Annotated in this window: 19 protein-coding genes and 3 pseudogenes; 14 read left to right on the top strand and 8 right to left on the bottom strand. The window is 58.9% G+C overall.

Features of this window, described 5'->3' with window-relative positions:
- Positions 1-104 precede the first annotated feature (104 nt).
- The 5 genes from CIW50_RS06470 to CIW50_RS28940 all read left to right on the top strand — a co-directional run bounded on the left by CIW50_RS06470 (position 105) and on the right by CIW50_RS28940 (position 7,167).
- Positions 105-611 (top strand): single-stranded DNA-binding protein, encoded by a 507-nt coding sequence (locus CIW50_RS06470; RefSeq protein ID WP_149530478.1) that lies wholly within the window; start codon positions 105-107, stop codon positions 609-611.
- A 1,515-nt stretch (positions 612-2,126) separates the two neighbouring features.
- Positions 2,127-3,137 carry a tyrosine-type recombinase/integrase gene (locus CIW50_RS06465; protein WP_172980246.1) on the top strand — a complete coding sequence of 337 codons (1,011 nt, stop codon included), beginning with the start codon at positions 2,127-2,129 and terminating at the stop codon, positions 3,135-3,137.
- A complete protein-coding gene (locus CIW50_RS06460) occupies positions 3,134-4,660 on the top strand; it encodes a site-specific integrase (RefSeq protein ID WP_283808826.1) in 1,527 nt (508 codons plus the stop codon). Before CIW50_RS06465 ends, CIW50_RS06460 begins: the two co-directional genes overlap by 4 nt.
- Positions 4,657-6,672 carry a hypothetical protein gene (locus CIW50_RS06455; RefSeq protein ID WP_149530475.1) on the top strand — a complete coding sequence of 672 codons (2,016 nt, stop codon included), beginning with the start codon at positions 4,657-4,659 and terminating at the stop codon, positions 6,670-6,672. Before CIW50_RS06460 ends, CIW50_RS06455 begins: the two co-directional genes overlap by 4 nt.
- Positions 6,673-6,819: 147 nt before the next feature.
- Complete coding sequence (locus tag CIW50_RS28940) at positions 6,820-7,167, top strand: hypothetical protein (protein WP_172980245.1); 348 nt, start codon at positions 6,820-6,822, stop codon at positions 7,165-7,167.
- Positions 7,168-7,587: 420 nt separating this feature from the next.
- On the opposite strand, the pseudogene CIW50_RS06445 reads toward CIW50_RS28940, so the two are convergent.
- From CIW50_RS06445 to CIW50_RS06425, 5 genes and pseudogenes are all read right to left on the bottom strand, one after another.
- A pseudogene (locus CIW50_RS06445) lies at positions 7,588-7,743 on the bottom strand (integrase core domain-containing protein); the annotation flags it as partial.
- Between the two features lie 47 nt (positions 7,744-7,790).
- Entirely contained in the window at positions 7,791-8,783 is a 993-nt protein-coding gene (locus CIW50_RS06440; protein WP_149530474.1) for a LysR family transcriptional regulator, read from the bottom strand.
- Positions 8,770-9,390, bottom strand: a complete 621-nt coding sequence (locus CIW50_RS06435; protein ID WP_149530473.1) for a helix-turn-helix domain-containing protein — start codon at positions 9,388-9,390, stop codon at positions 8,770-8,772. Before CIW50_RS06435 ends, CIW50_RS06440 begins: the two co-directional genes overlap by 14 nt.
- A 148-nt stretch (positions 9,391-9,538) precedes the next feature.
- The gene (locus CIW50_RS06430; protein ID WP_149530472.1) at positions 9,539-12,322 is read right to left on the bottom strand and encodes an ATP-binding protein; all 2,784 of its coding nucleotides are present in this window, start codon (positions 12,320-12,322) and stop codon (positions 9,539-9,541) included.
- A 196-nt stretch (positions 12,323-12,518) separates the two neighbouring features.
- Positions 12,519-13,724, bottom strand: a complete 1,206-nt coding sequence (locus tag CIW50_RS06425) for an ABC transporter substrate-binding protein (protein WP_149530471.1) — start codon at positions 13,722-13,724, stop codon at positions 12,519-12,521.
- Positions 13,725-14,075: 351 nt separating this feature from the next.
- On the opposite strand from CIW50_RS06425, the gene CIW50_RS06420 reads away from it, so the two are divergent.
- The 3 genes and pseudogenes from CIW50_RS06420 (at position 14,076) to CIW50_RS06410 (ending at position 15,864) form a co-directional block, all read left to right on the top strand.
- Positions 14,076-14,738: a sensor histidine kinase gene (locus CIW50_RS06420; RefSeq protein ID WP_172980244.1), complete on the top strand. Its 663-nt coding sequence runs from the start codon at positions 14,076-14,078 to the stop codon at positions 14,736-14,738.
- 163 nt (positions 14,739-14,901) lie between these two features.
- A pseudogene (locus CIW50_RS06415) lies at positions 14,902-15,414 on the top strand (aldo/keto reductase).
- Between the two features lie 60 nt (positions 15,415-15,474).
- Positions 15,475-15,864 carry a tautomerase family protein gene (locus CIW50_RS06410; RefSeq protein ID WP_149530469.1) on the top strand — a complete coding sequence of 130 codons (390 nt, stop codon included), beginning with the start codon at positions 15,475-15,477 and terminating at the stop codon, positions 15,862-15,864.
- A gap of 7 nt (positions 15,865-15,871) precedes the next feature.
- Here the strand turns inward: CIW50_RS06410 and CIW50_RS06405 are convergent, their stop codons facing one another.
- Positions 15,872-16,765 carry a LysR family transcriptional regulator gene (locus CIW50_RS06405; protein ID WP_149530468.1) on the bottom strand — a complete coding sequence of 298 codons (894 nt, stop codon included), beginning with the start codon at positions 16,763-16,765 and terminating at the stop codon, positions 15,872-15,874.
- A gap of 372 nt (positions 16,766-17,137) precedes the next feature.
- Here CIW50_RS06405 and CIW50_RS06400 point away from each other — a divergent pair.
- A pseudogene (locus CIW50_RS06400) lies at positions 17,138-17,308 on the top strand (SDR family oxidoreductase); the annotation flags it as partial.
- Positions 17,309-17,350: 42 nt separating this feature from the next.
- Here CIW50_RS06400 and CIW50_RS06395 read toward each other — a convergent pair.
- Positions 17,351-18,553 (bottom strand): MFS transporter, encoded by a 1,203-nt coding sequence (locus CIW50_RS06395; RefSeq protein ID WP_149530466.1) that lies wholly within the window; start codon positions 18,551-18,553, stop codon positions 17,351-17,353.
- Between the two features lie 208 nt (positions 18,554-18,761).
- Between CIW50_RS06395 and CIW50_RS06390 the strand changes: the two genes are divergently transcribed.
- Entirely contained in the window at positions 18,762-19,253 is a 492-nt protein-coding gene (locus CIW50_RS06390) for a DUF3237 domain-containing protein (RefSeq protein ID WP_149530465.1), read from the top strand.
- Positions 19,254-19,563: 310 nt separating this feature from the next.
- A complete protein-coding gene (locus CIW50_RS06385; RefSeq protein ID WP_149530464.1) occupies positions 19,564-20,457 on the top strand; it encodes a LysR family transcriptional regulator in 894 nt (297 codons plus the stop codon).
- A gap of 48 nt (positions 20,458-20,505) precedes the next feature.
- Here the strand turns inward: CIW50_RS06385 and CIW50_RS06380 are convergent, their stop codons facing one another.
- Complete coding sequence (locus CIW50_RS06380) at positions 20,506-21,612, bottom strand: alkene reductase (RefSeq protein ID WP_149530463.1); 1,107 nt, start codon at positions 21,610-21,612, stop codon at positions 20,506-20,508.
- Positions 21,613-21,870: 258 nt separating this feature from the next.
- Here CIW50_RS06380 and CIW50_RS06375 point away from each other — a divergent pair, with 258 nt between their 5' ends.
- The 3 genes from CIW50_RS06375 (at position 21,871) to CIW50_RS06365 (ending at position 24,193) form a co-directional block, all read left to right on the top strand.
- Positions 21,871-23,022 (top strand): alkene reductase, encoded by a 1,152-nt coding sequence (locus CIW50_RS06375; RefSeq protein WP_149530462.1) that lies wholly within the window; start codon positions 21,871-21,873, stop codon positions 23,020-23,022.
- 24 nt (positions 23,023-23,046) lie between these two features.
- Positions 23,047-23,445, top strand: coding sequence for a nuclear transport factor 2 family protein (locus CIW50_RS06370; RefSeq protein WP_149530461.1), 399 nt, complete (start codon positions 23,047-23,049; stop codon positions 23,443-23,445).
- A 319-nt stretch (positions 23,446-23,764) separates the two neighbouring features.
- Entirely contained in the window at positions 23,765-24,193 is a 429-nt protein-coding gene (locus CIW50_RS06365; RefSeq protein ID WP_149530460.1) for a tautomerase family protein, read from the top strand.
- The last annotated feature ends 117 nt before the right edge of the window (positions 24,194-24,310 follow it).

Here is a 24,310-nt window from a genome sequence, read left to right as displayed (position 1 = left end):
GAGCGCGGACCGTATAGGGTCCCATTATCAGCGGCTTTGCGCGCGGGCCGGGGCCTGCGCCGGCGGCCGATCAGCAAATTCAGATTCGAGAGTAGGAGAGTGGCATGGCGGGTAGCGTCAACAAGGTGATTTTGGTCGGTAATCTCGGCAAGGATCCCGAGGTTCGCCGGATGCAGAACGGCAATCCGGTCGTCAACCTGACTGTCGCGACGTCGGATACCTGGCGCGACAAGGGCACCGGCGAGCGCAAGGAAAAGACCGAGTGGCATCGCGTCGTGATCTTCAGCGAAGGTCTCGCCAAGGTCGCCGAACAATATCTGAAGAAGGGCGCCAAGGTTTACATCGAAGGCGCGCTGCAGACCCGCAAATGGACCGATCCGCAGGGTGTCGAGAAATACTCCACCGAGATCGTGCTGCAGGGCTTCAATTCGACGCTGACCATGCTCGACGGCAAGGGCGGCGGCGCGGGTGGTGGCGGCGGTTACGGCGGCGACGACATGGGCGAAAGCTTCGGCGGCGGCCAGTCGAGCGCTCCGCCGCAGCGCCGCGTGGCCGCACCGGCCGGCGGTGGCGGTCGCGGCAGCGATATGGATGACGATATCCCGTTCTAGGGCACCGTGAACGACGGAGCGTCAACTATCCTGAGGGAAGTTGTTGGAAGGTCAATGAAATCGGGTTGACGAGCGGCATTATGAGCCGTCGTCAATATTTGCGCTGGGGCGGAGCCGGTATCTAATATGTAAACTAAGGTCCGCGACAAAGTACGGACGGTAGTGGAGAGCGGGCCTGCGCAGCGGCTCCCCAAATAGCAAGCAAGCAGGCCCGATCTTTGCGCTGTACTGTTATTCAATCGGGATGGACGTTGTTCGCTGCGATTGAAGAAAGTCGAGTGTTGCTCCAAGGCAACCTGAAACTTATTCCGATAAGCGTCGGCCCGATCGCGGGCTGGATCAGCGGCGCTACCTTTGCAAGTGTATTACGCAGGAAGCATGATTGTAGTTGGCTCGCCTAACACCACGGTCCACTTCGATTGCGCGTTGGATTGCCGCAAGATTCCTAAAAGCTGATCTCAAATCATTATCACATGCGATTTGGTCGATGTGTGCCCGCCCTGAACGTCGCCCGTCAAAAAGAAGCGAGAGCGGGCGGTGAGTCGGTCTCATAAGCTCCGATTCCATTTGTATGTGCGGCCCTCAATGAGGCCAAGCAAACTGCACCAGGTGCATTCGGATATCCGCCTCCGTGGATGGAGTCATCCGAAACGGTGGATTCAAATTCCGCAAATGTGACTTGCCGGTTTGCTTGCGCTCGAAACTGTTACCGGCGCTTTCGAACTCCTGTTCGGCGAATTCTGCAACCCTTCACATCATCAATCAGTAGCGCCATTGGTAATGCCTCTTGGATCGTTAGAGCCCGCAATCACCCGCGCAATATTGTTTTCTTCGTTCCGATAGTGGCTTTCCTTGAGAGGGCTATCTGCTGTTCGCTTTCTTGATTGGATGCGACTCTGACATGTGGCCAGAGAAACTATACCAGAGTGGCTGGTCCTGCGTCAGATCGTAGCAGATGAGGCCATTGCTCAACGGCGTGCGTAAGTCAGCCGGTTTGATCTGGTGGTGTAGAGGAGTGACTACTCGAAGGATCGAGTCCTTCGTAGATTGGTTGCCGAGAGTGCCGTCCATGACACGAGTCCTTTCAGAACTGCTTTCGCGTAAGAACTCGAGCGCGAGTCAGTGAATGATAGCGTTTCGCTGTTTTGTTAGTTGACCGTACGGTTGACTCCTGCGGTCGGCCATCGAGGAACAAACTCAGTTGACGAACCTCCAAGGCATCGACATTCTCGCGCGAATGGGAGGCGTTCAACGATGGACGTTGGGAGTAGGAACCCTTACGCAGTGAGATGGGCGACGTTCGCATCCGGCGAAAGAATGCCGTTTCTCATTCGCGTGCAGGACGGGCTTCCGTTGGAGGAAGTAACCTATTGGGTCACAGCATCTCGTCGACCAAAAGGGGTGCAACCGAATACACTTGCCAATGAACTACGCGTTTTGGCGCATCTATACGTATGGGCGGACGCAAGGGGCATCGATATAGGTCGGCGTATACGAGAGGGGAAATTTCTTCAGATGCCGGAGCTTATCGATCTGGTGCAGTCGTGCGGTCGCCCGATCTCTGCGTTGATCAACGAAATCCCATCTTCCGTAGTGGTGGACACCAGCATGCGTTACAAAGGCACATTTGAGCCCTCTCAGTTAGAAGAGAAGGGCAAGCGTCTCGCAACGATTCTGTCGTTCGTCGAGTTTGAGAGTTCTGAGGTTCTTTTGGGATTGGCGGCGTGGCCGGAACGGCGCGATCAATACAGCGCTGTTCGTGAACATTTCATCGGGATCGTGCGAGGCTATACCCGAGGAGCCGCTCGCCGATACGTTAGAAATCATCACGATCTTCCGGAAGGGCTTTCAAAGGAGGCCGTTGAGCGTCTTCGACAAGTGATCGATCCAAATCACCCCGAGAACCCGTTCACGTCAGCCGTACGGTTTCGGAACTACGTGATTGTACGCTTGCTTCTGGAGTTGGGGATGCGGCGTGGCGAACTCCTGGGAATAAAACTCGGCGATTGTGCTATTAATTCTGCATCGACGATAACGTTGCATCGTCGGCCCGACGATCCTGAGGATCCTCGACCATACAAACCTGCTACGAAAACCTTGCCAAGAAAATTGCGGCTCAGTGGAGAATTGGCTGAGCTTTTGTACGATCTCATTATGCGTGATCGGCGGGAGATACCTGGAGTTCATCGGCATCCATTCCTCATTGTGAGTAATCAAGATGGAGCGGCGATGTCGCTATCCAACATCAATAAGATATTGACGGACATCCGAACTCGGGTGCCTGGGCTACCCGTCGAGCTCTCGCCGCATCTTCTTCGTCACACGTGGAATGACGAATTCTCCGAGGAGATGGATCGAAAGAAGGTCACACCGGAGATGGAGTTGAAGTACCGCATGTATTTGATGGGGTGGAGGAGCGAGGATACGGCAGCAATATATCTCCGTCGAACGGTGCGCCGCCGAGCGAACGAAGTGCTCGCTGAAATGCACGGAAAATTGCTTTTGGCTCCAAGGAGCAAGGAATGAAGCGGCTACCACGGGCTTTCCGATCGAAGGTTGAACGGCGGAGTTTGCCCAAGTCGGCACGATCGAGGGACGGAATCATATTTAACCCGCGTTCAGACGTGTGGGTACTGTGGTCACTGGTGAAAAGTCCGCGCGCGCTCCGTTTCGATTGCTTTCCGAATCTGTGTGGTGAGCTGATCGACAGCCTCAAATGTGGCATGCTCCAATATGTCCAGAACCGCTCGTTTAGTTACGCGAGGAACATGCTTTACAATTTTCGTGCGTTCTACCTCGCGCAATTGCACGGAAAGCCGGAAGAGTGCCTGCAAGTCGAATTGGAGGATGTCCTCAACTATCGTTCTGGACTAAGTCTGGAGACGGAGTGGCAGCTTGGCTACGTGCGAACGCTGCTTGACTCGATGGATAACTCTGGTTTCGGCGTCGCAAGTCTAGAGGCTTTGCAGTACCTGCGCGGTGCGCGATTCCGCCGGAATGTTCGGGGGACTGCTATTCGCACGAGGGATCCGGAGACTGGAGCCTTCGAGGACACGGAGCTGTTATATATCCAGTCGTGCTTGAATGATTGTTACGCGGATGGGCGCATAACGCTCTATCAATTTGCCGTAGCATGGTTGCTGATCGCGTACGGCTCTAGGCCGTGTCAGATCGCAGCGCTCAAGGAATGTGATCTGGTCGTCTCCAATGGAAGCGACGGTAAGGCGTATAGCCTGAGAATTCCTCGAGCTAAGCAGATTGGCCAATCTGAACGAGGGGAGTTTAAACTGCGCCACTGCAGTAAGCCGATCGGTCAATTAATTGAGGAGGTAATCGACTGGAATAGCCGAGAGTTCCAAGGGATCAATCTCGAGAAGGAAAAATGGCCTCTGTTCTTTGCAGATAGGCGAGAGCGGTTCAGTGTCGATCACCATATTTCCGCCGAGAGGGTGTACTATATATTCAACGACGTGATCAGCCGAATCTCGAACTTGAAGACGAACGCAAAGCGATTTCGGTCAACTATTGCACAGCGTGCCGTCGATGACGGAAAGGACAAATACACCGTCGCCGAACTCCTCGATCACTCAAGTACGCAGAGCGTATATCCTTATTTCGATGCAAGTCCGAAAATTGTTGCGCGGCTCGATCGCGCACTCGCTATGGAGCTGGCGCCTTTAGCGCAGGCGTTCTCTGGAGCAGTCGTGCATAATGAGAATGATGCAGTTCGAGGAGGCGACCGTTCGAGTCGGATCTATGATCGAACCCTGCAGGACAATGTTTCAGCTGCACTTGGAAATTGCGGTCAAACGGGGCTGTGTGAGCTGTCTGCTCCTTATGCTTGTTATACATGCCGCAGGTTTCAGCCTTGGATCGACGGGCCGCATGACGAGTTTATGGAAAAGCTGATCGCAGATCGCCAGCGGATGGTAGATAACGGGTACTCTCCAAGGATCTTTGAAATCCGCGACAGGACTATTTTGGCGGTCGCACAAGTAATTCAGTATTGCGACGGTAAGCTTGACGTACCGCTGGAGAGTTTAAAGTGAGCGCGCACATCACCTTCATATCGAAGGCAAAGCGGCCAGATCAACGGTTGTCTGACTTTATCGATCTTTCTCGCAACAAAATTCATGCGCTTATCGATGATAATGAATGGGACAGGGATCTGTGGCAAGTCGGCGATCAATTCGTCCTTAAGGGACAAAACCCGTCGGAGAAGGTGCTATCATTCTACAATAGAGAAGCAGTTTTGGGAAATCGGCACTCCATAGCTGGGGAGCCGCTGGACGACGCATTCAAAGATTTCGCAAAGGCCTATATCCGCTACAGGCACTCCGCAGAGCCCGTTGGGTTCGGGAGTACTAAGCACCGATTGGTCGGCCTAGCTATAATCGAGGCAGGTTTCCGTCGTCTGGGTCTGGAACCAAAGATTGAGAATTTAACCGCGCATGTTCTTCATGCGGGCTTATCTCAAGCGCGAGATGAGGTGAGCTCGTCGCGCTTCTATAAGTTCGCGGTGTACGTGCAGCAAGTGCTCGAATTCTGCAAAGAGCGACAATTTCTTAACGCACCATTCAATTGGAAGCATGGGGTCAGGAAGCCCGAAGAAGCGAGAGAGACACTCGGGCGTGAAGCAAAGGACCGACGCGATAAGATCCTGCCGAGCCCAGAGGCGTTTCGTGCATTGGGGCACGTCTTCTGTAACGCCGAAACTTTCGCGGATCGCTTCTACTCGGCGATCGCAGCGATTTGTGTTTGTATTCCGGTTCGTGCGCATGAGGTGTTGGAATTAAAGATCGATTGCGAGGTGCTTGGAGAGACTCAAGAGGCGGACGTGTATGGGATACGCATCCGGCCCGGAAAGGGTAAGGCACCACAGGTGAAGTGGGTGCCCACCCCAATGGTGTCTGTAGCACGTGAAGCGGTGGAGCGTCTTAAGGAGCTGTCAGCAGAAGCGCGTAATGTCGCGAAGTGGTACGAAGAGTCGCCTGACGAACTATGGCTACCACGAGAGCTTCGGCGTTTCCGGAAAGAGGGGTTTATCTCGCTAACGGACGTGCAGCGTCTGATTGTTGGCGCGGAACTGTCGCAGCTCCCCGTTGTTTTGCGTCGTCGAGGTATTGAGTTGCGCGATAGTGACCGAAAGGTTTCGTTGTCTTCTTTGGCTTCGAATCTCCTCTCTTACATGCCCCAGGGGTACCCTTATCTCAACGGCAAGCGAGGGCAGCGTTACAGCGAGACACTCGCGATCCTTCTTCGCAATCAAGCGGGCCTGCAAAAGCCGACGTTCTCGTGTCTCGTTGCGAAGGCGACCGTTCAGTCATTTGAGCGGTGGCTATCCGGTATCACGGGGCGCGATGATAGCGTCTTTCAACGTTGGAAATTTCGCGAGCGAGATGGTGCAGAGATCAAAGTCACGACAAAGTCGTTTCGGCATTGGATTAATACTATTGCGCAATTGAAAGGCTTGAGCGAACTCGACATTGCGACGTGGAGTGGGCGAGATGTTGCGCAAAACCAAGCGTACGATCATGTTACTGCGGATGAAAGATTGTCTCAGATCTGGCAAGCGATTGATGACGGGAAGACCATTGGTCCTATGTTTGAGGTGCCGGCGGAGGTCGGAGTTAACCCACCAGTTTCACTTCAAGATTTCTTGAATGCGCAAATCGGTTCGGCGCATATTACGGACTATGGCATTTGCGTGCATGACTACACCCTCCAGCCGTGCGGGGTGCATGGCAATTGTTTCGATTGCTCGGAAAGCGTCTTTGTGAAGGGCGATGTCGCGCATGCGGAGAAAATTCAACAGCAACTCGATATTGCGAGCCGCCAGGTGACGGAAGCAATGGATAACATCGATAGCGCGTTCTCCCAGGCCGACCGGTGGCTCGCTGCGCATCATAAGAAGGTTGATCGTCTTCAGTTAATCATTGGAATTCATCAGAACGATTCAGTTGAAGATGGCACGATCGTCAGCCTTCCGAATGCGACGCGTGATAGCGAAGTTGCGGTCGCGTTACGCGAGAGATCAAAGCAGGGCCTTATGGTGACATGATCGAGTCAAGTAAGGCATCGGCAAACAGGTCCACGGATTGAAAGAGAGAGATTCGTCTTGGCTAAGGCTAGGCTCAAGGGTGGCGAAATAGAGGGAATCCTGTCAACGCTCATTTCCTGGGACGGGGAACTGAGTTGGGAGCTCTTATTGCGTCATACCGAAATCCTCCTTGGTCGGCGCTTCTCGCGGCAAGGACTTCACAAGCAGGCGTCGATTGCTGCCGCCTTTAGGCAAGCCAAGGCTCGTCTAAAGTCGAAGCCTGCAGAACCGGTTAAAGCTAGCGGGGGTTCGCGAGAGTTGGTGGTGATGCAGGAGCGCATCGATAGTCTGCTTGAGGAGGTCAGATTTTTTAAAGCGCAGCGCGACGGATTCTTCGAAAAATTCGCTACGTGGCAAAACAACGCTCGTACGTACGGCCGACTATCGGTGGATCAGCTCAATATGCCTCTTGATCGCGTTGATCGCGGCAGCAGTGATCGTGCCCGAGCGAAGTAAGCTGAGTTCAGTTGCGCGGTCCGATGCTTACGGCCGGGTGTCTCGTATTTTCTCGGCGGTGTCGGAGGCCCGAGCCAATCCTCCCTATGGGCTGCGATTTCAGTTTGCCGCGCCGGTTTCAAGACTTCATCCCGAACCGCGCCGTCGGCCAGCATCTCTGCTTCGTGGTGCAGATTTTGGGCCTCTTCTTGCAACCGATCTTTCAAAGACATCGATTGTCTAAAACGACGCCGAGGGACATGGCGCGCAGAGGAAGGCGGGAGCGCAACTGGCATTCTCATCACCGATAAAAGCCACCTACAGGGCGGTGAATGGTGACCTGAGCCCCAAGCTTCATCCAGCGACGGGAAGAATCCTTTGATTATTTGAAGTGCACCCCGAAACTAGGCCAGCCAGCGCTGGAATTTTCCCGGGTTAGGCTCATGCCGGCGGGGGCGCCGATGAGCCATTCAACAGCGATATCGGCGTCTTGTTACCGATTGCGCTATGTGGCCGGACTTCGTTGTAGTCTCTACGCCAATCCTCCATTTTCTGGCGTGCGTCGTCAAGGCTCAGGAACCAGTGCGTGTTCAGGCAAACTTGGTGGTATGCGACTTATGAGCATCGCACGTTCGTGGCGCGCTTCAATGGCTTACCGAAAAAAGGGGCGTTAGCATTCTCGGGTGACTGGAATTTTCAATATACGATTCCGCGTCTTTTTCGACTGATGCTTGCTCGTGGGCACCCACTGTAGGTGGCAGGATTGGAAAATGCTTTTTCGCCAAGAAGTCGAGAAATACGCGGAGGCGTGGCGAAAGGTACTGGCTCGTCGGCCACACGGCGCAAAAGGCTTGGTCAATCGGCAAATGGTTCGCCATGACTGAGACGAGTGTCCCGGCGGCGATCTGTTCTCTGACGGCAAACTCGGGCACGCAGGCAAGTCCGTGTCCGCCCACGGCCAGAGCGATGAGGGCTTCGAAGGATGTCGTCGTGATCGTCTCGGGCAGTTCCAAGTCGTCATCGCAGCACACTGGCCATGGATTGATCCGCCCCAAGCGAGCGCATTTTCTTCGCAGGCAAGCATGTTGAAGAAGCTCATGCGGAATCGACGGTGTGCCGTTCCGTTCGAAGTAGCCGGGCGATCCGACCATAGCCCAGTGATAGCGGCCCATTTGCCGGGTCATGAGTCTGGAGTCGTTTGCGGCCCCAGCGCGCACCACCAGGTCGTAGCCGCCTTCGATGACGTCGACGTGCTCGTCCGTAAACTCGATATTGAGCCCGATGTCGGGATATTTCGTCATGAAATCGCTAATCGAACTCACGAGCAGATTCGACACCGCTGGCAGGCTCACCCGCAGCGGCCCCCTGGGCACGCATTTCGTCTGTTTGAACTCCGCTTCCACTCGCTTGAATTCTGCGAGAATCCTTCGGCAGCTATCGAGGAAGAACCTGCCTTCCTGGGTGAGGGTCACGGTGCGCGTGCTCCGGTGGAAGAGCCTGACACCGTGGCGCTCCTCCAAACGGGAGATCGCTTTTCCGATGGCCGAAGACGACAGATTCAGCTGGCGTGCGACATCGGTGAAATTCCGGAGCTCGGCCGCCCTGACGAAGACCGTGAGTGCGCTAATGCTGTCCATGCTGATCCATTCGGCTTTGAGGCGACGGCAGAGCGGCGGTCGCCGTTCCCGGACCCGGTGTAAGGTCTCTGTGTTCGCGCCGCCACGCAGCAGGGGTCGTCCCCGTCAGATCGCGGAAATTGCGGCAAAGGTGGGCTTGGTCCGAAAAGCCGCTTGCAAGCGCGATCTCGCTGAACGACATGGGTGTCGTCAGCATCAGATCGCCGGCGTAGCGGACGCGACAGCGCGCGACGTAAGCGCGGGGAGACTCTCCGAACGTGGCTCGGAATGCCCGAGAGAAGTAGCAAGCACTGCGGCCGGCTATTTGGCTCAATTCCTCGATCCTGATCTGGCGGTGCAGATGGCCGTCGACGTATTTTGTAACACGCCGTACCTGCCACTCAACGAGACTGGCGGTCTGCCGGCTGTGCAGTTTCACCGCAGCGCGAGGCCCGACCTGGTTTTGTAAGAGTTGTGAAACGTGGGCGATGGCTGCCTTCGCCGATGACCTGTCGGTATCGATGGCGCGTGCGGCGTCGGTGAGAATATCGATCAGGCTCTCGGCGAGGTCGCCAAGACGTCCAGCCTTCGGGTCGGACCGCCGCAATGCCGTTGCTTGGGAATTCATGGTTCCGATCCTCCGGGGGAGAAGGAATGCAGGATCGGCGAAGCAAGCGGGGATGACCAATCAATCGGCGTAAAATGGCGTTAATTCCCGGCGAACCGGGAACTTGAAAGGCTGGACGGCTTCCTGTCCATTCGTATGGGTGGCATATCTAGCCCGCCGCCGGGTGGCTTGCCCTCATGACCTTCCTTGCGCTGCGGAGGTCCCGGCTTTCGAAGCCTTGCGTGAAGCGGTCGTAGACGGGCGCGAGGGTGTCGAGCGCTTCCGAATGACGACTTTGGCGATTCAGAAGGCGAGCAAGACTGGTGGCGCTGCGCAACTCCCAGCCGAGGGCGCCTTGATTCGCTGCCAGGCGGGCGGATCTGACGAACATTTCCTCGGCTTTCGCCATTCCTTGTTCACATCCGGGCGCCGCAAGCTGTTCGCCTATTGCGCGCAACATCTCCGGCGCGCTCCACCGTTCCTCGCTGACCTCTATGGGGACCAGAGCTTCCGGGAGGACCAGAGAAGGGTGAAGGGAGCCGACCAGTTCGAGCACGTGCAGCGAACTCGGAGTCCAAGTCTTGGCGGCGACCGGCACGTCGTCGGCCTCGTCCGCCGCGAACGAGAGCACCCACTCGAAGATCTTTCCGTAGGACTGCCAGCGGGGAAAATCGTGGGCGACGGCGTGGGCGTAGAACGTAGCGACCCTGTCCTTCGCCGTATTCCAGTCGCCGGACCAGAATGCGACTGGAATGGCGCCGATCGCCATCACGAACATGGCACTCGCGGGCTGTCCGGAGGCCAAGACTTCGGTTACCGCGCGATCTGCTTCGGAGAGCGCCGAGTCGGGATAGCCTAGGAGCCAAAGAACGCGGGACGACGTCGCCCGCGCAACCGGCATGTGGTCGTACACGAAGGTGTTGCGCTGACCCGTAAGGTCGTTTGCGCCGACATCGAGCGCCGTCTCACAGAAGCGGCGGGCATCTAGGTGCCGACCGGCAAGGGTCGATTGAAGTCCCATCATGCGGTAGGACGCGTGGATGGCGTTGATGTCGGACGTCTGCGCAGCGGCGTGCTTGAATTTCATGGCGTAGGAAAGCGCCTCGACGTAATCTGCGTTCAAGGTCGAAGAGCCGGTGAGCGCCCAGAGCGCGCGCAGTTGATGCCTGATCTCTCCCAGCTCCTCCGCCAACAGTAGGCCACGTTCACCCGCGGCGCTCATCTCCGGCAGGAGACGGCCGCTCGTGAACAGCGAGACCGCCAAGGCGCATTGCAGCTGCATCTCGTGCAACGGATTTGGCACGCCTCGGATTTCCAAACGCTGCAGAGCGAACCGCAGATGCTCCTGATATTCATAGAGCAGGCTCAGATGAAACCACATCGGAGCCGAAGCGGCGGTCAGGCGGATGCCCGTTTCGTCGTCGACCCGCTGGAATGCCCAGTGAATCGCCGTCCGGACGTCGTCGACGGCTATCCGGTAGAACCGCAGCACGTCGGACGGCGGTGCCTTGTCCCATTCCACGTCTTGGGTCTGAAAGACTTTCAGAAAATGCGCCGCGTGCCGTGATCGCACGTCGTCGGCCTCACCCGCTTCACCCAGCTTTTCCAACGCGTAGGCGCGGATCGATTCCAATAGGCGGTAGGTGACTTCGTCCTCACCGAGATCGACGGCGATCATGGATTTTGCCGCCAACTCGGCGATGGCATCGATGACCAAAGCGGAGGCCGATCCACATGCCACCACGCCTTCCGCGTCTGCTAGATTGAACCTGCCGGAGAAAACGGCCAACTGCCGAAGGGCCGACTGCTGGTCGGGAGTGAGGAGGCGGTAGCTCCAGTCCAGCGTCGCCTTCAGGCTCATTTGCCGGCTCGGCGCGGTTCGACGACCCTGCGTCAGTAGAGAAAACCGCCTGTCGAGCGCGAAAGCCAAGCCCTTTGGGTCAAAGCTCTCGACGCGGGCGGCCGCGAACTCGAGCGCCAGGGGATTCCCGTCGAGCCGCCTGCAGATCTCGGCGACGTCGCGCGCCATGGTATCAGTGATCTCGAAAGTCTGGAGCACCGATCGCGCGCGCTGGGCGAAAAGCTCGACGGCGGGAAAGGCCATGGCGCCCGCCGCCGACAGGTCAGATCCTGCTTCCGGGAAAGGTAGAGGATCCAGCCGGTGGACCGCTTCGTTCTTGATACGCAGAGGCTCGCGGGAGGTGGTGAGCAACCTGACCTCTGTCGCCTCGACCAGCACTTCGGCAAGGTTCGCGATGGGATCGATGAGATGTTCGCAGTTGTCCAGGACGAGGAGCACATTGCGGGTCTGGAGGCTGCCGATGATGGCGCCGAGCACGTCCTCGGAGGCCGAACGTATCGACAGAGGCGTGGCGACGGCCGCGTATACGCGGCTCGGGTCCGAAACGGCTCCTAGATCGATGAAGGCGACTTCCGCCCTCTCATCGAGCTCCCACTCCTGCGCCACTGCTAGGGCCACGCTGGTCTTGCCGATGCCTCCCGTCCCGGAAATCGTGATCACTGAGTGAGGGGCAAGCGCCGACGAGATGCGCGCGACGACCTCCCTCCGGCCGACTAAACGCGCCGGCGCGAAAGGCATGTTCGATCGGAATCTGGCTGCGGTCGCTGGAAGCCTCGCGGTCGTCTCTAAGATCTTTACGGGCGCAATGAACTGATAGCCGCGACCGATCGTGTTCGAGACGAACCGCCCGTGGTCGCCGAGCACCTTGCGGAGCGCCGCAACGTGGACCCGGATGTTTGCCTCTTCGACCTGGACGTTTGGCCACCCCGCTGCGAGCAGTTGCGCGTTGCTCACGCACTCGTCGCGCCGCTCGATGAGCGTCCGGAGGACGCTGACCGCTCTGCTGCCAAGGACAATCGGCCTGCCGTCCCGCGTCAGGGTGCCGGTCCCGCCGTCGAATTCGAAATCTCCAAAGCTGAAAATGGTGGGCATCTTTGTCCGTTCAGCTTCCGCGGAGTGCGATCACCAGCCGCGACGGCAAAGCACCGAGGCGCCAAAAGTATCGTCATCTTCGCAGTAAAGTCGACTTTGACTTTAATCCCGTCCATCACTGGGCAATGTCGTGTAGGTAACAAAGTAACCGGGCTCTGCCAACGTGACAGCTCCCATGCCAGCCCTGCGTCGGGCACTACCCCTTGCGGACGATATCGCCGACAAGGTGGCCGAAGGTCTCCCATCGCTTGCCGTCGAAGCGTTTGAGCAGAAATTGCTTGATCGGAAAATAATCGGCGGACGTCGTGTTCGCGGTGATTCCGGGAAGCACCATGTCGAGCTCGACATGCCTGAGGTTGGCGGCCTGGCGCATGACGTTCTCCCGCGTGAGGTCGTCGCCGCATTGCTTCAGCACCTGGACGAGCGCTTGCGCCATGCAATGAGCAGCGACGTTCAGATTGCTGTTCAGGTCTCCCGCGGGGTTGTACTTGGCCATGTATTCCGACCACTCTCGGACTTTTGGATCGCCCGCCCACGCCGGATCGGTCGGATCCTTGACGAACTCGCTGGAAATGATGCCGACGGCGTTTTCCAGACCTGCGGGTGCGATTACCGCTCCGATGGAGCTCGATGGCCTGATGATGATCTGTACCGGCTTCCAGCCGATCTCTGCGGTCCTGCGGATCGCCTGCGCCGTGAATTTCGGTGTCCCAACGTTGAAGAATATGTCCGCGCCCGACGACTTCAGTGTCACGATCTGGGAATCCACGGTTGGCGAGGTCGCATCGTAGACTGCTTCCGCAACGACAGGGATCTTGCCGTCCAAGCCTTCCTTCATGCCTGCAACGTAGTCGCGCCCGAAGTCGTCGTTCTCCGAAAGGATCGCGATCCTGCCGCCCGGATGGTTCCGCAGAAGAAATTTCGCATAGCCGCGCGCTTCGTCGCGCGAGGTCGGCTGGAAGCCCATCGTCCAAGGATAGTTCTCGGGATCGCTGAAACGGGTAAGGCCCGTCAGCACGAACAGCTGTGGCGTCTTCTTCGAGTTCATGTACTTCTGGATCGCGGCGTTCGACGCCGTGCCGAGCGTAGCGAACAGCAGCAGGACTTCGTCGCCCTCGACCAGTCTGCGCGCCTGTTCGACCGTCTTCGACGGGACGTATCCGTCGTCGTACGAGATGAACTTGATTTTGCGTCCGTTGACGCCGCCCTCGTCATTCACTTTCCGGAAATAAGCGTCGATCGCGGTACCGATCGCGCTGAATGCGGATGCGGGCCCGCTGTAAGGCATGATGTTGCCGATTCGAATTTCTTGCCCGCCGGCGACGCCCGCCGGCTGAGTTTGAGCGATCGCCGGCCAGAACGCCGTGCCACCGAGCAGCGCGAGCAGGTCGCGTCGTCTCATGTCGCTCCTTGTTTCAGTTCGACGTGTTCAGGATTGTCGGGCCAAACGCGTCTTTGCGTTCCACATCTCGTCTGCCCAACCGTGTATAGACGGTTTCTTCGGAGCCAACTAGCGTTGAGTGTCGCAAAGCCGAAAGATGCATCCTAAAGTGGCCAATATTATTCAGATCATCAAAGTGCGTTTTGTGAGGCGACTATTTGCGCGATATCGTTCAAAGCGCCTGTGAAAGCTTCAATATCGTGGCGAATTCGATTGCAATCATCCTCGCACCGCCATGCACAAATTCGATGGTGGCCGAAGAAGACGGAAACTCGGGGCCCGGAAATGTTGCATCATGCCAAACGAGCCCCGATGGGCGAAGACGTCGAAACGTCCGGAGATGATCTGGAGACGTCCAGAGAGCGCTACGAACAATTGCTGGTCCGCGAAATTCTGCATCGCGTGAACAGCGAGTTCGCGTCCGCCGTCAGCCTGATCTCGCGGACTACCTCCCGTGCCGTGAGTGTCGAGGCAAAGGTCGCGCTGGGTGTGGTCGCCGATTGCATCCATGCGCAAGCGCGTCTGAACCGTGCTCTCCAAATGCGTGACAGCGGGTTGGTCATCGACGCGACCGAGTATTTCCGGGAACTGTGCGAGGCGCTCGTCGATGCGCGGCTGGCGTCCACCCAGGTGAATCTGACGCTGTCAGCAGGACCTGTCCTTCTCGTCAGCGATGTCTGCTGGAAGGTCGGCATGATCGTCGCCGAGCTCGTGACCAATGCCTCACGGCATGCCTTCGGAGCCTCGGGCGGCAACATCCTCGTCGAACTGACGATATCCGGAGGCACCGTCGAATGCCGAGTCAGCGACGACGGCAGTCCGCATAAGCCGCTCAGATCGGGACAGGGATTGAAGCTGATCGAAGGTCTGACGGACAGCTTGAAAGGATCGTTCGTCCAGCGCTTTGAACCGTGCGGGTCGACCTCGGTGCTCTTCGTCGGCGCGAATGCGGAAGCTCGCACCGCGACGTGCTGAAAACAGATCATTCGCCGGGATTGTAGACAACGGTGTCTGCATTGTTCGTACACGCAGCCACCTTCCGAACAGCTGGCACGTCGTGCTTTCATCCAAGCCGCACGGGGGCGAGCGGGCATTTCGTGCAGGCTCAGACAGAGAATAGCATGGCAGTTCCGGACGCATCAAAGGTGGGCAGTTCAAGATCGGCGGCGAGGTGCCGATCAATCGCCTCGGGTTCGGCGCGATGAGGATAACGGGCAGGGGGATCTGGGGTTCTCCGTCGGGCCGCGCTGAGGCTTTACGCGCCCTCGCGAGACTATCCGAGATCGGCGTAGATTTCATCGACACCGCCGACTCCTACGGCCCAGATGTCTCGGAAGAGCTCATCGGAGAGGCGTTTCCGGCGGGCAAAGGCATGTTCATCGCGACGACTACTGTGAGGCCCACGACATCGGCTTCATTCCGTGGCATCCGCTCGCGGCGGGGCACTGATGCGGCTGGGGTCTTCGCTCGACCGAATGGCGAAGAAGCGTGGCGCGACGTCGGGCCAGATAGCGCTCGCATCGTTGCTCAAGCGGAGTCGGGCCATGCTGCCGATCCGGGCACCTCGAAGGTCGCGCATCTCGACGAAAGGGTTGGCGCGGCGTCCATCGAACTGAGCCAGGACGATTTCGCGAGCTTGAGTGGCGCTTAATACTCGCTGAACGCATGAACCGGGTCGGTCCACACGAAATTAAACGACAGGAATTGACGGATGCCGCTTTTGCGCTTCGATCTCGCCGAAGGATGGTCAGATACCGACTTGAAGAGCATGCTCGACGTGACCCATGAGGTGATGGTGGCTGCGTTCAAGGTGTCCCCCCGGGACCGCTATCAGATCGTCCACGAGCATCGGCCGACCCGCATGATCATCGAAGACACCGGTCTTGGCATGAAGCGGACGAACAAGGTCGTGATGTTGCAGATCACGACGCGCCCACGGACCAAGGAGGCAAAGCAGCAATTCTATGCTTCGCTCGCCGGGGAGCTTGCTTCCCGCTGCGGCATCCCCTCCAGCGATCTCGCCGTGAACTTTGTGACGAACGCGGACGAGGACTGGTCATTCGGTCTGGGACGGGCACAATTCCTGACCGGCGAGCTCTAGAAACTGCCTAGTGTTCCGGATCGACGAAAAGGTGTTCGGCGAGGAAGTCGACGAATACCCGGACCCTAGGAGCCAGGTGCCTGCTTGTCGGCCATAACGCCCGGAAAACCCCCTCATGCTCCGTGGAGTCCTTCAGCACCGTCACGAGGGCGCCGGCCTTGATCTGGCTGCGTACGGCGAAGTCGGGCACGCATGCCAGCCCGACGTCGTTCTCGGCCATGGAGACGAGGGCCTCGATGGTCGTCGCCATAGCGGAATACGGAAGGACGAGGTCCTTCGCGGCGTCCGCCTTGAACGGCCAGGCCTGCAGCTTGCCCGAAGTCGGATATCTGTGGTGAAGGCAGGAATGGGACAGCAAGTCCTGCGGGACGCGGGGCGTTCCCGCGTTCTTGAGGTATGCCGGCGATCCCACGATCTGCAACTCGTAGCGTCCGAGATGGCGCGACATCAGCCTGGAATCCGTGGACTGGCCGGACCGGACGACGACGTCGTAGCCGCCGTCGATGACGTCGACGAGATGGTCGGTGAATTCCATGTCGAGCTCAACGCCCGGATACGCTTTCAGGAACCTGGCCACCGTGGGCATCATGAGCATGCCCACCAGCGGAAGGCTGACGCGCATCCGCCCCTTGGGGACCCCGGTCGATTGCGCGAACTCCTTTTCGACGTTCTCGATCTCGGCGAAGATCCGGCGGCAGGCCTCCAGGAACGTGGTGCCTTCCTGGGTCAGGGAGATCGTCCGAGTGCTGCGGTGGAAGAGCCGCACGCCCAGACGATCCTCAAGGCGCGAAATCGTCTTTCCGATCGCGGAGGATGACAGACCCAACTGCCGACCGGCGATCGTGAAGCTGCGGGCTTCAGCTGCCCGGACGAATGCACTTAGCGCGCTCAGACTGTCCAAATTCTCGAATCCCATTCCGGACAGCAGCGTCCACTCTCTCCGACGATAACCCAAAGATAGCCGAGAGCAATCGACCCTAAACGACCCCGAGGTGGCCCGGAGACACAACCACGTCCTCCCAGCTCCAGAGCACCGGTTGTACGGCCACCATCACAGATTCGATCGGAAGCGGTATGACATGTCATATCTCAACTTGGCGCCGTGCTTCCTCACTCAGCAATTGCTGCCCTGTTCGCGGAAGAATCGAGCGTTATCCTGGTGTCGTCGCTTGCCGCCCCGCAGTCGGGGCGACATCTCGACGTACTCTGCGACCATGGGCGCCATTCCATACGATGGTGAAGCAACTGGCGCTGCTGCTGGGCGCGAAAGGCATCCGGGATCAATCCCATCGTGCCGGGCGTCATCGACACCGACGTGTCCAGCTTCGTGCGGTCCGACGATGGTCGGAACGAAGTGCTCAGCTTTCAGACGTTGAAGCGGGACGGCCGACCGCACGACGTCGCGGACGTGATCGCCTTCTTGGCCTCGGATGCATCGCGGTGAGGTGTCGGACGTCCATCGGCGTAGCGGCGGCTCGAAGCCCAGCTAGGCGTCAGGCGCGGGCTCCCGATAGGTGAACGCAAGCGCGGCAGCCAACGCGCTGATGGCGGCGACAAAGGCTGCTCCGAGGTCGATGGCGGCTTCCAGACCCCAGGCGGTCGCCGCCAACCCGAGCAGGAAGGCGACCGTGCCCTGCAGCAGATAGACGATGAGGTAGAGCGCTGAAAACGCGCCAGCGCGATGATCCGCCGCCGCGTTGGCGTTGATGAGAGACAGCGCGCCGAACAGAAGATAGCTATAGCCGATCCCAGCTAAGCTCGCCGAGGCAAGGAAAAGCCACAGTGAATGTTGAGCGGTCGAAAGCCCGAGCGCGCCCATGCTCACGATCGACGACCCCGCTCCGATGACGACGGCCCATCTGGCAGCCACGCGTCTTGCAAATATGCTGCAGACGCCCCACACGACCGCGAACAGTGCTATGGCCGCTCCATTTACGAGGATGTTGCTGGAGCCGACGAGATCGCGCGATATCCTAGCCCCCAACGACAGCATCAGTCCGCCGATGACCCAGCCGACGATCCCTGCGGCGGACGAGGTCGCCAAGGTCATCCGGAGCCTTCTCGGAATGCATGGCGCCTTCAGCTTCCACGGAGTCGCAGCGTCCGCCTTCGTATGTCTTGGTAGAAACCAGGCGAATGCGATCGTGGTCGCGATGACGAGGGACAGGACCCAGAAGTTCAGCCGGGTAGGATTTGGAGCGTACTGAATGAGTGCGCCGCCGATGAGTGTCGCCAACGCGAAGCCGACGGCCTGTGACGCGGTGGTCGCAGAACTGGCTCGATCTGCTTGGCCGGGACCACTGAATTCGATTATGGCGGCCGTGCTCGGACTTGCGGCGAGACCCACTCCGATGCCCATCAGTACGCGGCCGACGAAGATCCAGGCGATGTCTGGAGCGAGGGCGAACAGCAGGGCGCCGAGCAGCGCGGCGCTTAGCCCCATCAGCATCGTTGCGCGGCGGCCGATGTGATCCGACAGATCGCCAAACAGTATCAGGACCGCAACTACAACGATCGGAAACACCGCATAGATCATGTTTGTGACCGTAAGCGTGAGGTGCCATTCGGCCGCGTACAGCGGGTATGTCATCGTGGGCGCGGCACTGGTCCAAAGCGTCTGGACCACGACCGCGGCCGAGACCCAGAACGATGCGCGCTGCCCGAGCGTCGGGACCGATTTCTGTTGCATAGGGTCTATCTATTCCGGATAGGCCTAAGCAAGGATGAGCCCTTTGTCCGAACATTGCGGACACCTGCGTCGGGTGTTGGACTATCATTCTCTTTGCCGATTTGAGACCTTCCGTCCTGAGTGAGAGGACAGTAACCCGCATTGCCGGCTTCCGCGCCTGCGCTATTCCATCACTGTCGCCGACTTGAACGCATAAACGGAGTGGAACATGGCAACCAGGCTCAACGATGGACTTCCGGATACGCTTCGTGCGGTGAAGAGCCGGCCGCTCTTCGTCATGCGCCTCGACGTCCGACCTTACCAGATAATAGGGGGACCGGATGGAGCCCTGAGAAGGATTGGCGTCGTCCCTGGCGGCGTCTTCGAGGGCGAGCGTCTAAACGGAAAGGTCAGGGAAGGCGGCAACGATTGGCAGATCGTCAAGGCCGACGGGAAAGTCGAACTGGATGTCAGGCTAGTCCTTGAGACCGACGATGGCGCAATGATCGGAATGACCTATAGGGGCATCCGCCGAGGACCAGCCGATGTATTGAAGCGCCTCGATCAAGGCGAGATTGTCGATCCCGCCGCATACTATTTTCGCACCAATCCGATCTTCGAGACAGCGTCGTCGTACGACTGGCTGAACGGCGTTCTGGCGATCGGCATCGGTAACCGCACGGCCGAAGGCGTGGTTTACAGCGTGTTCGAGATTCTCTGACGCGGTCGCTTTCCACACAAAATTCTACGATGAACAGATCCGAGCAATCGGGCTGCGGCCGGACACGCGGCTGCCGCTACAGGCAAAAACAAAGGAAAACGCAGGCACTTCATCAATTTGAAGATGATAGGATAGGCTCTGACGAGCGACCAAGTGGCTCGTATTCTGCAAGACGGGACGCGCTTCTCGCGGACATTCAACGCAAAGATATCGACCGGATCGGAATGCTTATCGAGCAGTATCCGAATGATGGCGCTACCGCCATCGCATTGAGGCGGTTCGACGCTAAATAGAAGCCAAGGACAAACACATGGATCGGCTTGCGCCGCTGAACGCCTTCATCCAGGCGGCAGAGCATAGAAGCTTCACTACGGCGGGGCGCGAATTGGGCATCTCCGCTTCGGCCGTCGGCAAAGCGGTATCGCGCCTGGAAGACCGGTTAGGCGTGCAACTCTTCCACCGCAGCACACGCAAGATCACGCTCACGTCGGAAGGCGCATCCTTTCTCAAGCGATGCCAGTTGATCTTCAGCGAGATCGAAGCGGCCGAAGCGGAGATCGCGCAATCGACCCTCTCGCCCCGTGGAAAGCTGAAAGTGAGCATGCCCGCGATCGGGATGCTCTTGATGCCCTCGTTATCGGCGTTCGCCGAGGCGCATCCGAACATCGAGCTCGAGCTCGATTTCTCGGACCGTCTCGTCGACGTTATCGAAGAGGGTTTCGATGCAGTGATGAGAACCGGGAAGGTGAGCGACTCGCGCCTCAAGATCAGGTCTCTCGGTACGTACTCTTATGTGATCGTCGGTTCTCCCGCCTATCTCAAGAAGCGTGCTGCGCCGAAGACACCGGAGGAGCTGGCCCAACACGCCTGTCTTTTTCATCGCTGGGCGGCGACCGGAAAGCTCGAACGCTGGCAATTGAGCCGGGGCGGAGCGGATATTGAAGTCGAGCCTGCGCCGACCATCGTGGCGAACACGATGGAACCGCTCATAGATATGGCGGAGAGGGGGCTCGGGCTAATGTATACGCCCGTCTTTACAGTTCGCCGCCAGCTCGCCTCCGGGATGCTTGTCTCGGTCCTCGACGAGTATCTGCGCGCGACGGGTACGCTCCAGATCATCTGGCCGTCGAACCGCCATCCCGCGCCGAAGGTGAAGGCATTCGTCGACTTCATGGCCAAGAACCTCTTCGTCGTCACCGCCTGACGAAATAGATCAAGCATGGCCGCAGCTCGCGCTGCGGCCATGCTTGATTCAGGCCAGTTCTGCCTGCTCTTCGAAGGCGGGGAAGTCCGTGTATCCGCGGTGATCGCCGCCCCAAAACGTATCCCGGTCGTAGGGCGCGAGGGGTAGATCCCGGCGAAGCCGCTCCGGAAGATCCGGATTGGACGAGAAGTGCCTGCCGAACGCCACGAGATCTGCGTCGCCACTGTCGACGATCCGCTGCGCGCCGTCGCGGTCGAAGCCGCCGGCCGCGATGATCGGGCCGTTGAAGATCGCGCGTATCTGGGCGGCGGCAACTGGCGGCTTCCCCTCGACGGGAGCCTCGGCGCCGACGATGCGGGGCTCGACGATATGAAGGTATGCCAGACCGAACCGGTTCAATTGTTCGGCTACATAGCCGAACGTCGCGTCCGGATCGCTGTCGGACATCGATGCCCAAGTGCCGCTCGGCCCGAGGCGCACGCCGACGCGGTCGCCGCCCCACACGGACGCCGCAGCCTCAACAACTTCGAGCAACAGCCTCGCCCTGTTTTCGATGGGGCCGCCGTAGATGTCGGTGCGGGTGTTGCTGCCGTCCTGGAGGAATTGGTCGATCAGGTAGCCGTTAGCGCCGTGAATCTCGACTCCGTCGAAGCCGGCATCCTTGGCTCGCTGGGCGCCGCTGCGGAATTCTTCGACGATGGCCGGAATTTCGCTGAGCGCGAGTGCACGGTGGGGCGATACTGGCACCCAGCCGTCACTGGTGACCACGACCTGTTCGAAGGGCATCACGGACGGAGCGACGGGCGGCACTCCGCCGGTCATTTCGACGTGGCTTTGGCGCCCGACGTGCCACAATTGCAGGAAGATCTTGCCGCCCTTCGCGTGGACCGCCTTCGTGACCTTGCGCCAGCCGGTGACCTGATCGGCCGAATAGATGCCGGGAGCGCCGAGATAGCCGCGACCGTGAATGGAGACGGTCGTCGCCTCCGCGATCTGCAGGCCGCCCTTGGAGGCACGCTGGCCGTAATGCGTGGCCATGAGGTTGCCGGGGATGTCGCCTGGCTGTTCCGAGCGCAGCCGCGTGAGCGGTGCCTGGACGACGCGATGGGTGAGGGCGATGGGGCCGATGGTGACCGGAGTGTAGAGCTTCGTCATGATGTACTCCTGTTGCAGGATCAAGCTGATGGAATCCTTGCAATCGAAAATACGGACCGACGCTCACAATAAAATCCCTCTGCAGGTTGGGATCGGCTGGACTCAAATTCCGCAATCGTCGCCGTGACGCGACGAGTAAGTCGCCAATTGCGGAACTCCGCGTCCAGAGTGTCTGGACAGGCCTGCGCCTACCGGTGTCCAGACGGCTTTCGTATCTATGTCGGGCAACGCCGAGATAGATACGGAAGGATGACTTCGATGTGCGACGATTTGAAGACTGCAGAACGAGCGACGAACAGTGGCAACGACGTCCCGCGCCTCTTTTCTCCGATCCAGATGGGTCCGGCTTCGCTCCTTCACCGCGTCGTGCATGCTCCGACGACGCGCCTGCGGGCGGAGGCGGACGAGACGCCAAGCAAGATGATGGCTGAATACTACAGCCAGCGTGCGTCGAAGGGCGGACTGATCATCACCGAGAGCGCGCATCCTTCGCATGACAGCCGAGGATACGAAGGCGCGCCAGGCATCTACACGGATTCACACGTGAAAGGATGGCGGGCGCTAACGGACAGCGTCCACGCCAAGGGCGGCGTCATCTTCATGCAGATCGCGCACGACGGCAGACAATCCCACGTCGATCTGAGCGACGGTGCGTCGCCGATCGCCCCGTCGGTGGTCCCCTTCGAGGGCGAGGCGCTGACCAAGAACGGCTGGGTGCCGGTTTCGCCACATCGTGCGTTGTCAATCGAGGAGATTCCAGGACTGGTCGAGTCCTTCCGGAAGGGCGCAGAAAGGGCGAAGACCGCGGGCTTCGACGGCATTGAACTCCACAACGCCAACGGCTATCTGGCCGATACCTTCCTGCAGGACGGTACGAACAAGCGGACGGACGCATACGGCGGCAGCATCGAGAACCGCGCGCGCTTCTCGCTCGAACTTCTTGAAGCACTCGTCTCGGTATGGGGACCTGGCCGCGTCGGCATCCGGATATCGCCGAGCGGGCAGTGGGGCGCCATTTCGGACAGTGATCCGGAAGCCACCTTTGGTCATTTCGCCAACCGGTTGAACGGGTATCCGCTGGCGTATCTCCATATCATCGAGCCGCGCGTGAAGGGCGTCGAGACGATCGATCAGACGCAGGCGCCCGTGGCTTCGGCGACGCTTCGAAAGATCTATAAAGGCACGATCATCTCCGCCGGCGGCTTCGACCGAAAGGGCGCAGAGGCCATACTTGAGCGGGGCGATACGGACCTTGTCGCGTTCGGCCGTTTCTTCACGTCGAACCCGGATCTTCCCGAACGCCTGCGCGGCAACCTGCCGCTCACGCAATATGAGCGCGAAGCCTTTTGGGGTGGAGACCAACACTGGTACACCGACTTCAAGTCCTACCAAGCGGCGGCAACCGTCTGAAGCACGTTCAATTCAGGTGAACACATGAGCGAAACGACAGAAAAGAACAAGGCGCTGGTGCTTGAGGCGTTCGAGACTCTCTTCAACAAGAGGGACTATGCGACCGCCGAGACCTTCTGGTCGCCGAACTACATTCAGCACAGCGCGCATATCGGGCCGGGCAGGGAAGGCCTTTTCGACCTGATCAAATCGGCGCCCGCCGAGCTCAAATACGAACGTGGCGCAATCGCTGCGGAAGGCGACTTGGTGTTTCTGCACGGACGCTTTTCGGGAAACGGTCGTCCCGCTCCTTGGATCGCGGTCGACATCGTTCGCGTCGCCGGCGGTAAACTGGCCGAGCACTGGGATGTCCTCCAGGACGAAGCGACCAAGGTCGATTCGGTAAGCGGGCTTCCCATGTTCGGAAGCGAATTTCCCGGGTGAGGACATCATCGCGCCGGGCGACGGGGGCGTTTGCGTCGTCGAAGCGTACAGCATGATGACGCTCGAACGGAGAACGAGAATTGTTAAAGAACTTACGCGCGATTTCAGCAGGATGAAACGCCGAACGCGCAGCAACGATAACGATAGAGCTCAACCCCAGGCGAGTGACCGTGATCGTCGGCGGAAACACCGTCGAAGACACACGTGATGTGCTGATCCTGCGGCAGGCGTCTATCTCTATCTAAGGCGCTCGTCGGCTGTTTCCTGGATTCGAATACGCCCGACCAATCACCGTCACATCAAAAGAAGGATTCCACCCATGCCGATGATCGACATCTACGCCACGGCCGGCACGTTTTCCGACCCCCACAAGCTTGCTATCGATGCGGCATCCACCGTGAAGGCAGTAGAGCAGGTTCCTGACATTTCGATGTTCCGGAAGAACACCGCCGCATTCGTGCACACTCTTCCCGTCGGATCGTCGTCGAACGTGGATGGCGACGGCAACTACGTTCGCGTTCAGGTACTCACCAACGCCGGCGCGCTCGATCGGGACAAGCAGATCGCGGTGGTGCGCCAACTTACGGATCTCGTTGCGGCGGCGGCAGGCGATCCGACGCTGACCGACCGCACGTGGGTACTACTAACGGAAGCGATGCCTGGCGGATGGGGGCTCTGGGGCCATGCGCACACTAACGACGAGATCGTGGGAGCGGCCCGCGCCGAGATTAGTAAGCTGCGCGACTGAGCCAAAACATGCGGGTACGCCACGAATTTCCCGCTCGCCTCCGCGCCTCGACTGACGGCGATTATGCGCCGTCAGGTGTTCTGAGCGAACACTTCATCCGAAGCATTTAAAGGGACA

Source organism: Tardiphaga sp. P9-11, from assembly GCF_008329525.1.
In the GTDB taxonomy this organism is placed as follows: domain Bacteria; phylum Pseudomonadota; class Alphaproteobacteria; order Rhizobiales; family Xanthobacteraceae; genus Tardiphaga.
Note: the sequence above shows the minus strand (reverse complement) of the source record. Positions and strands in the feature narration are given on the sequence as shown.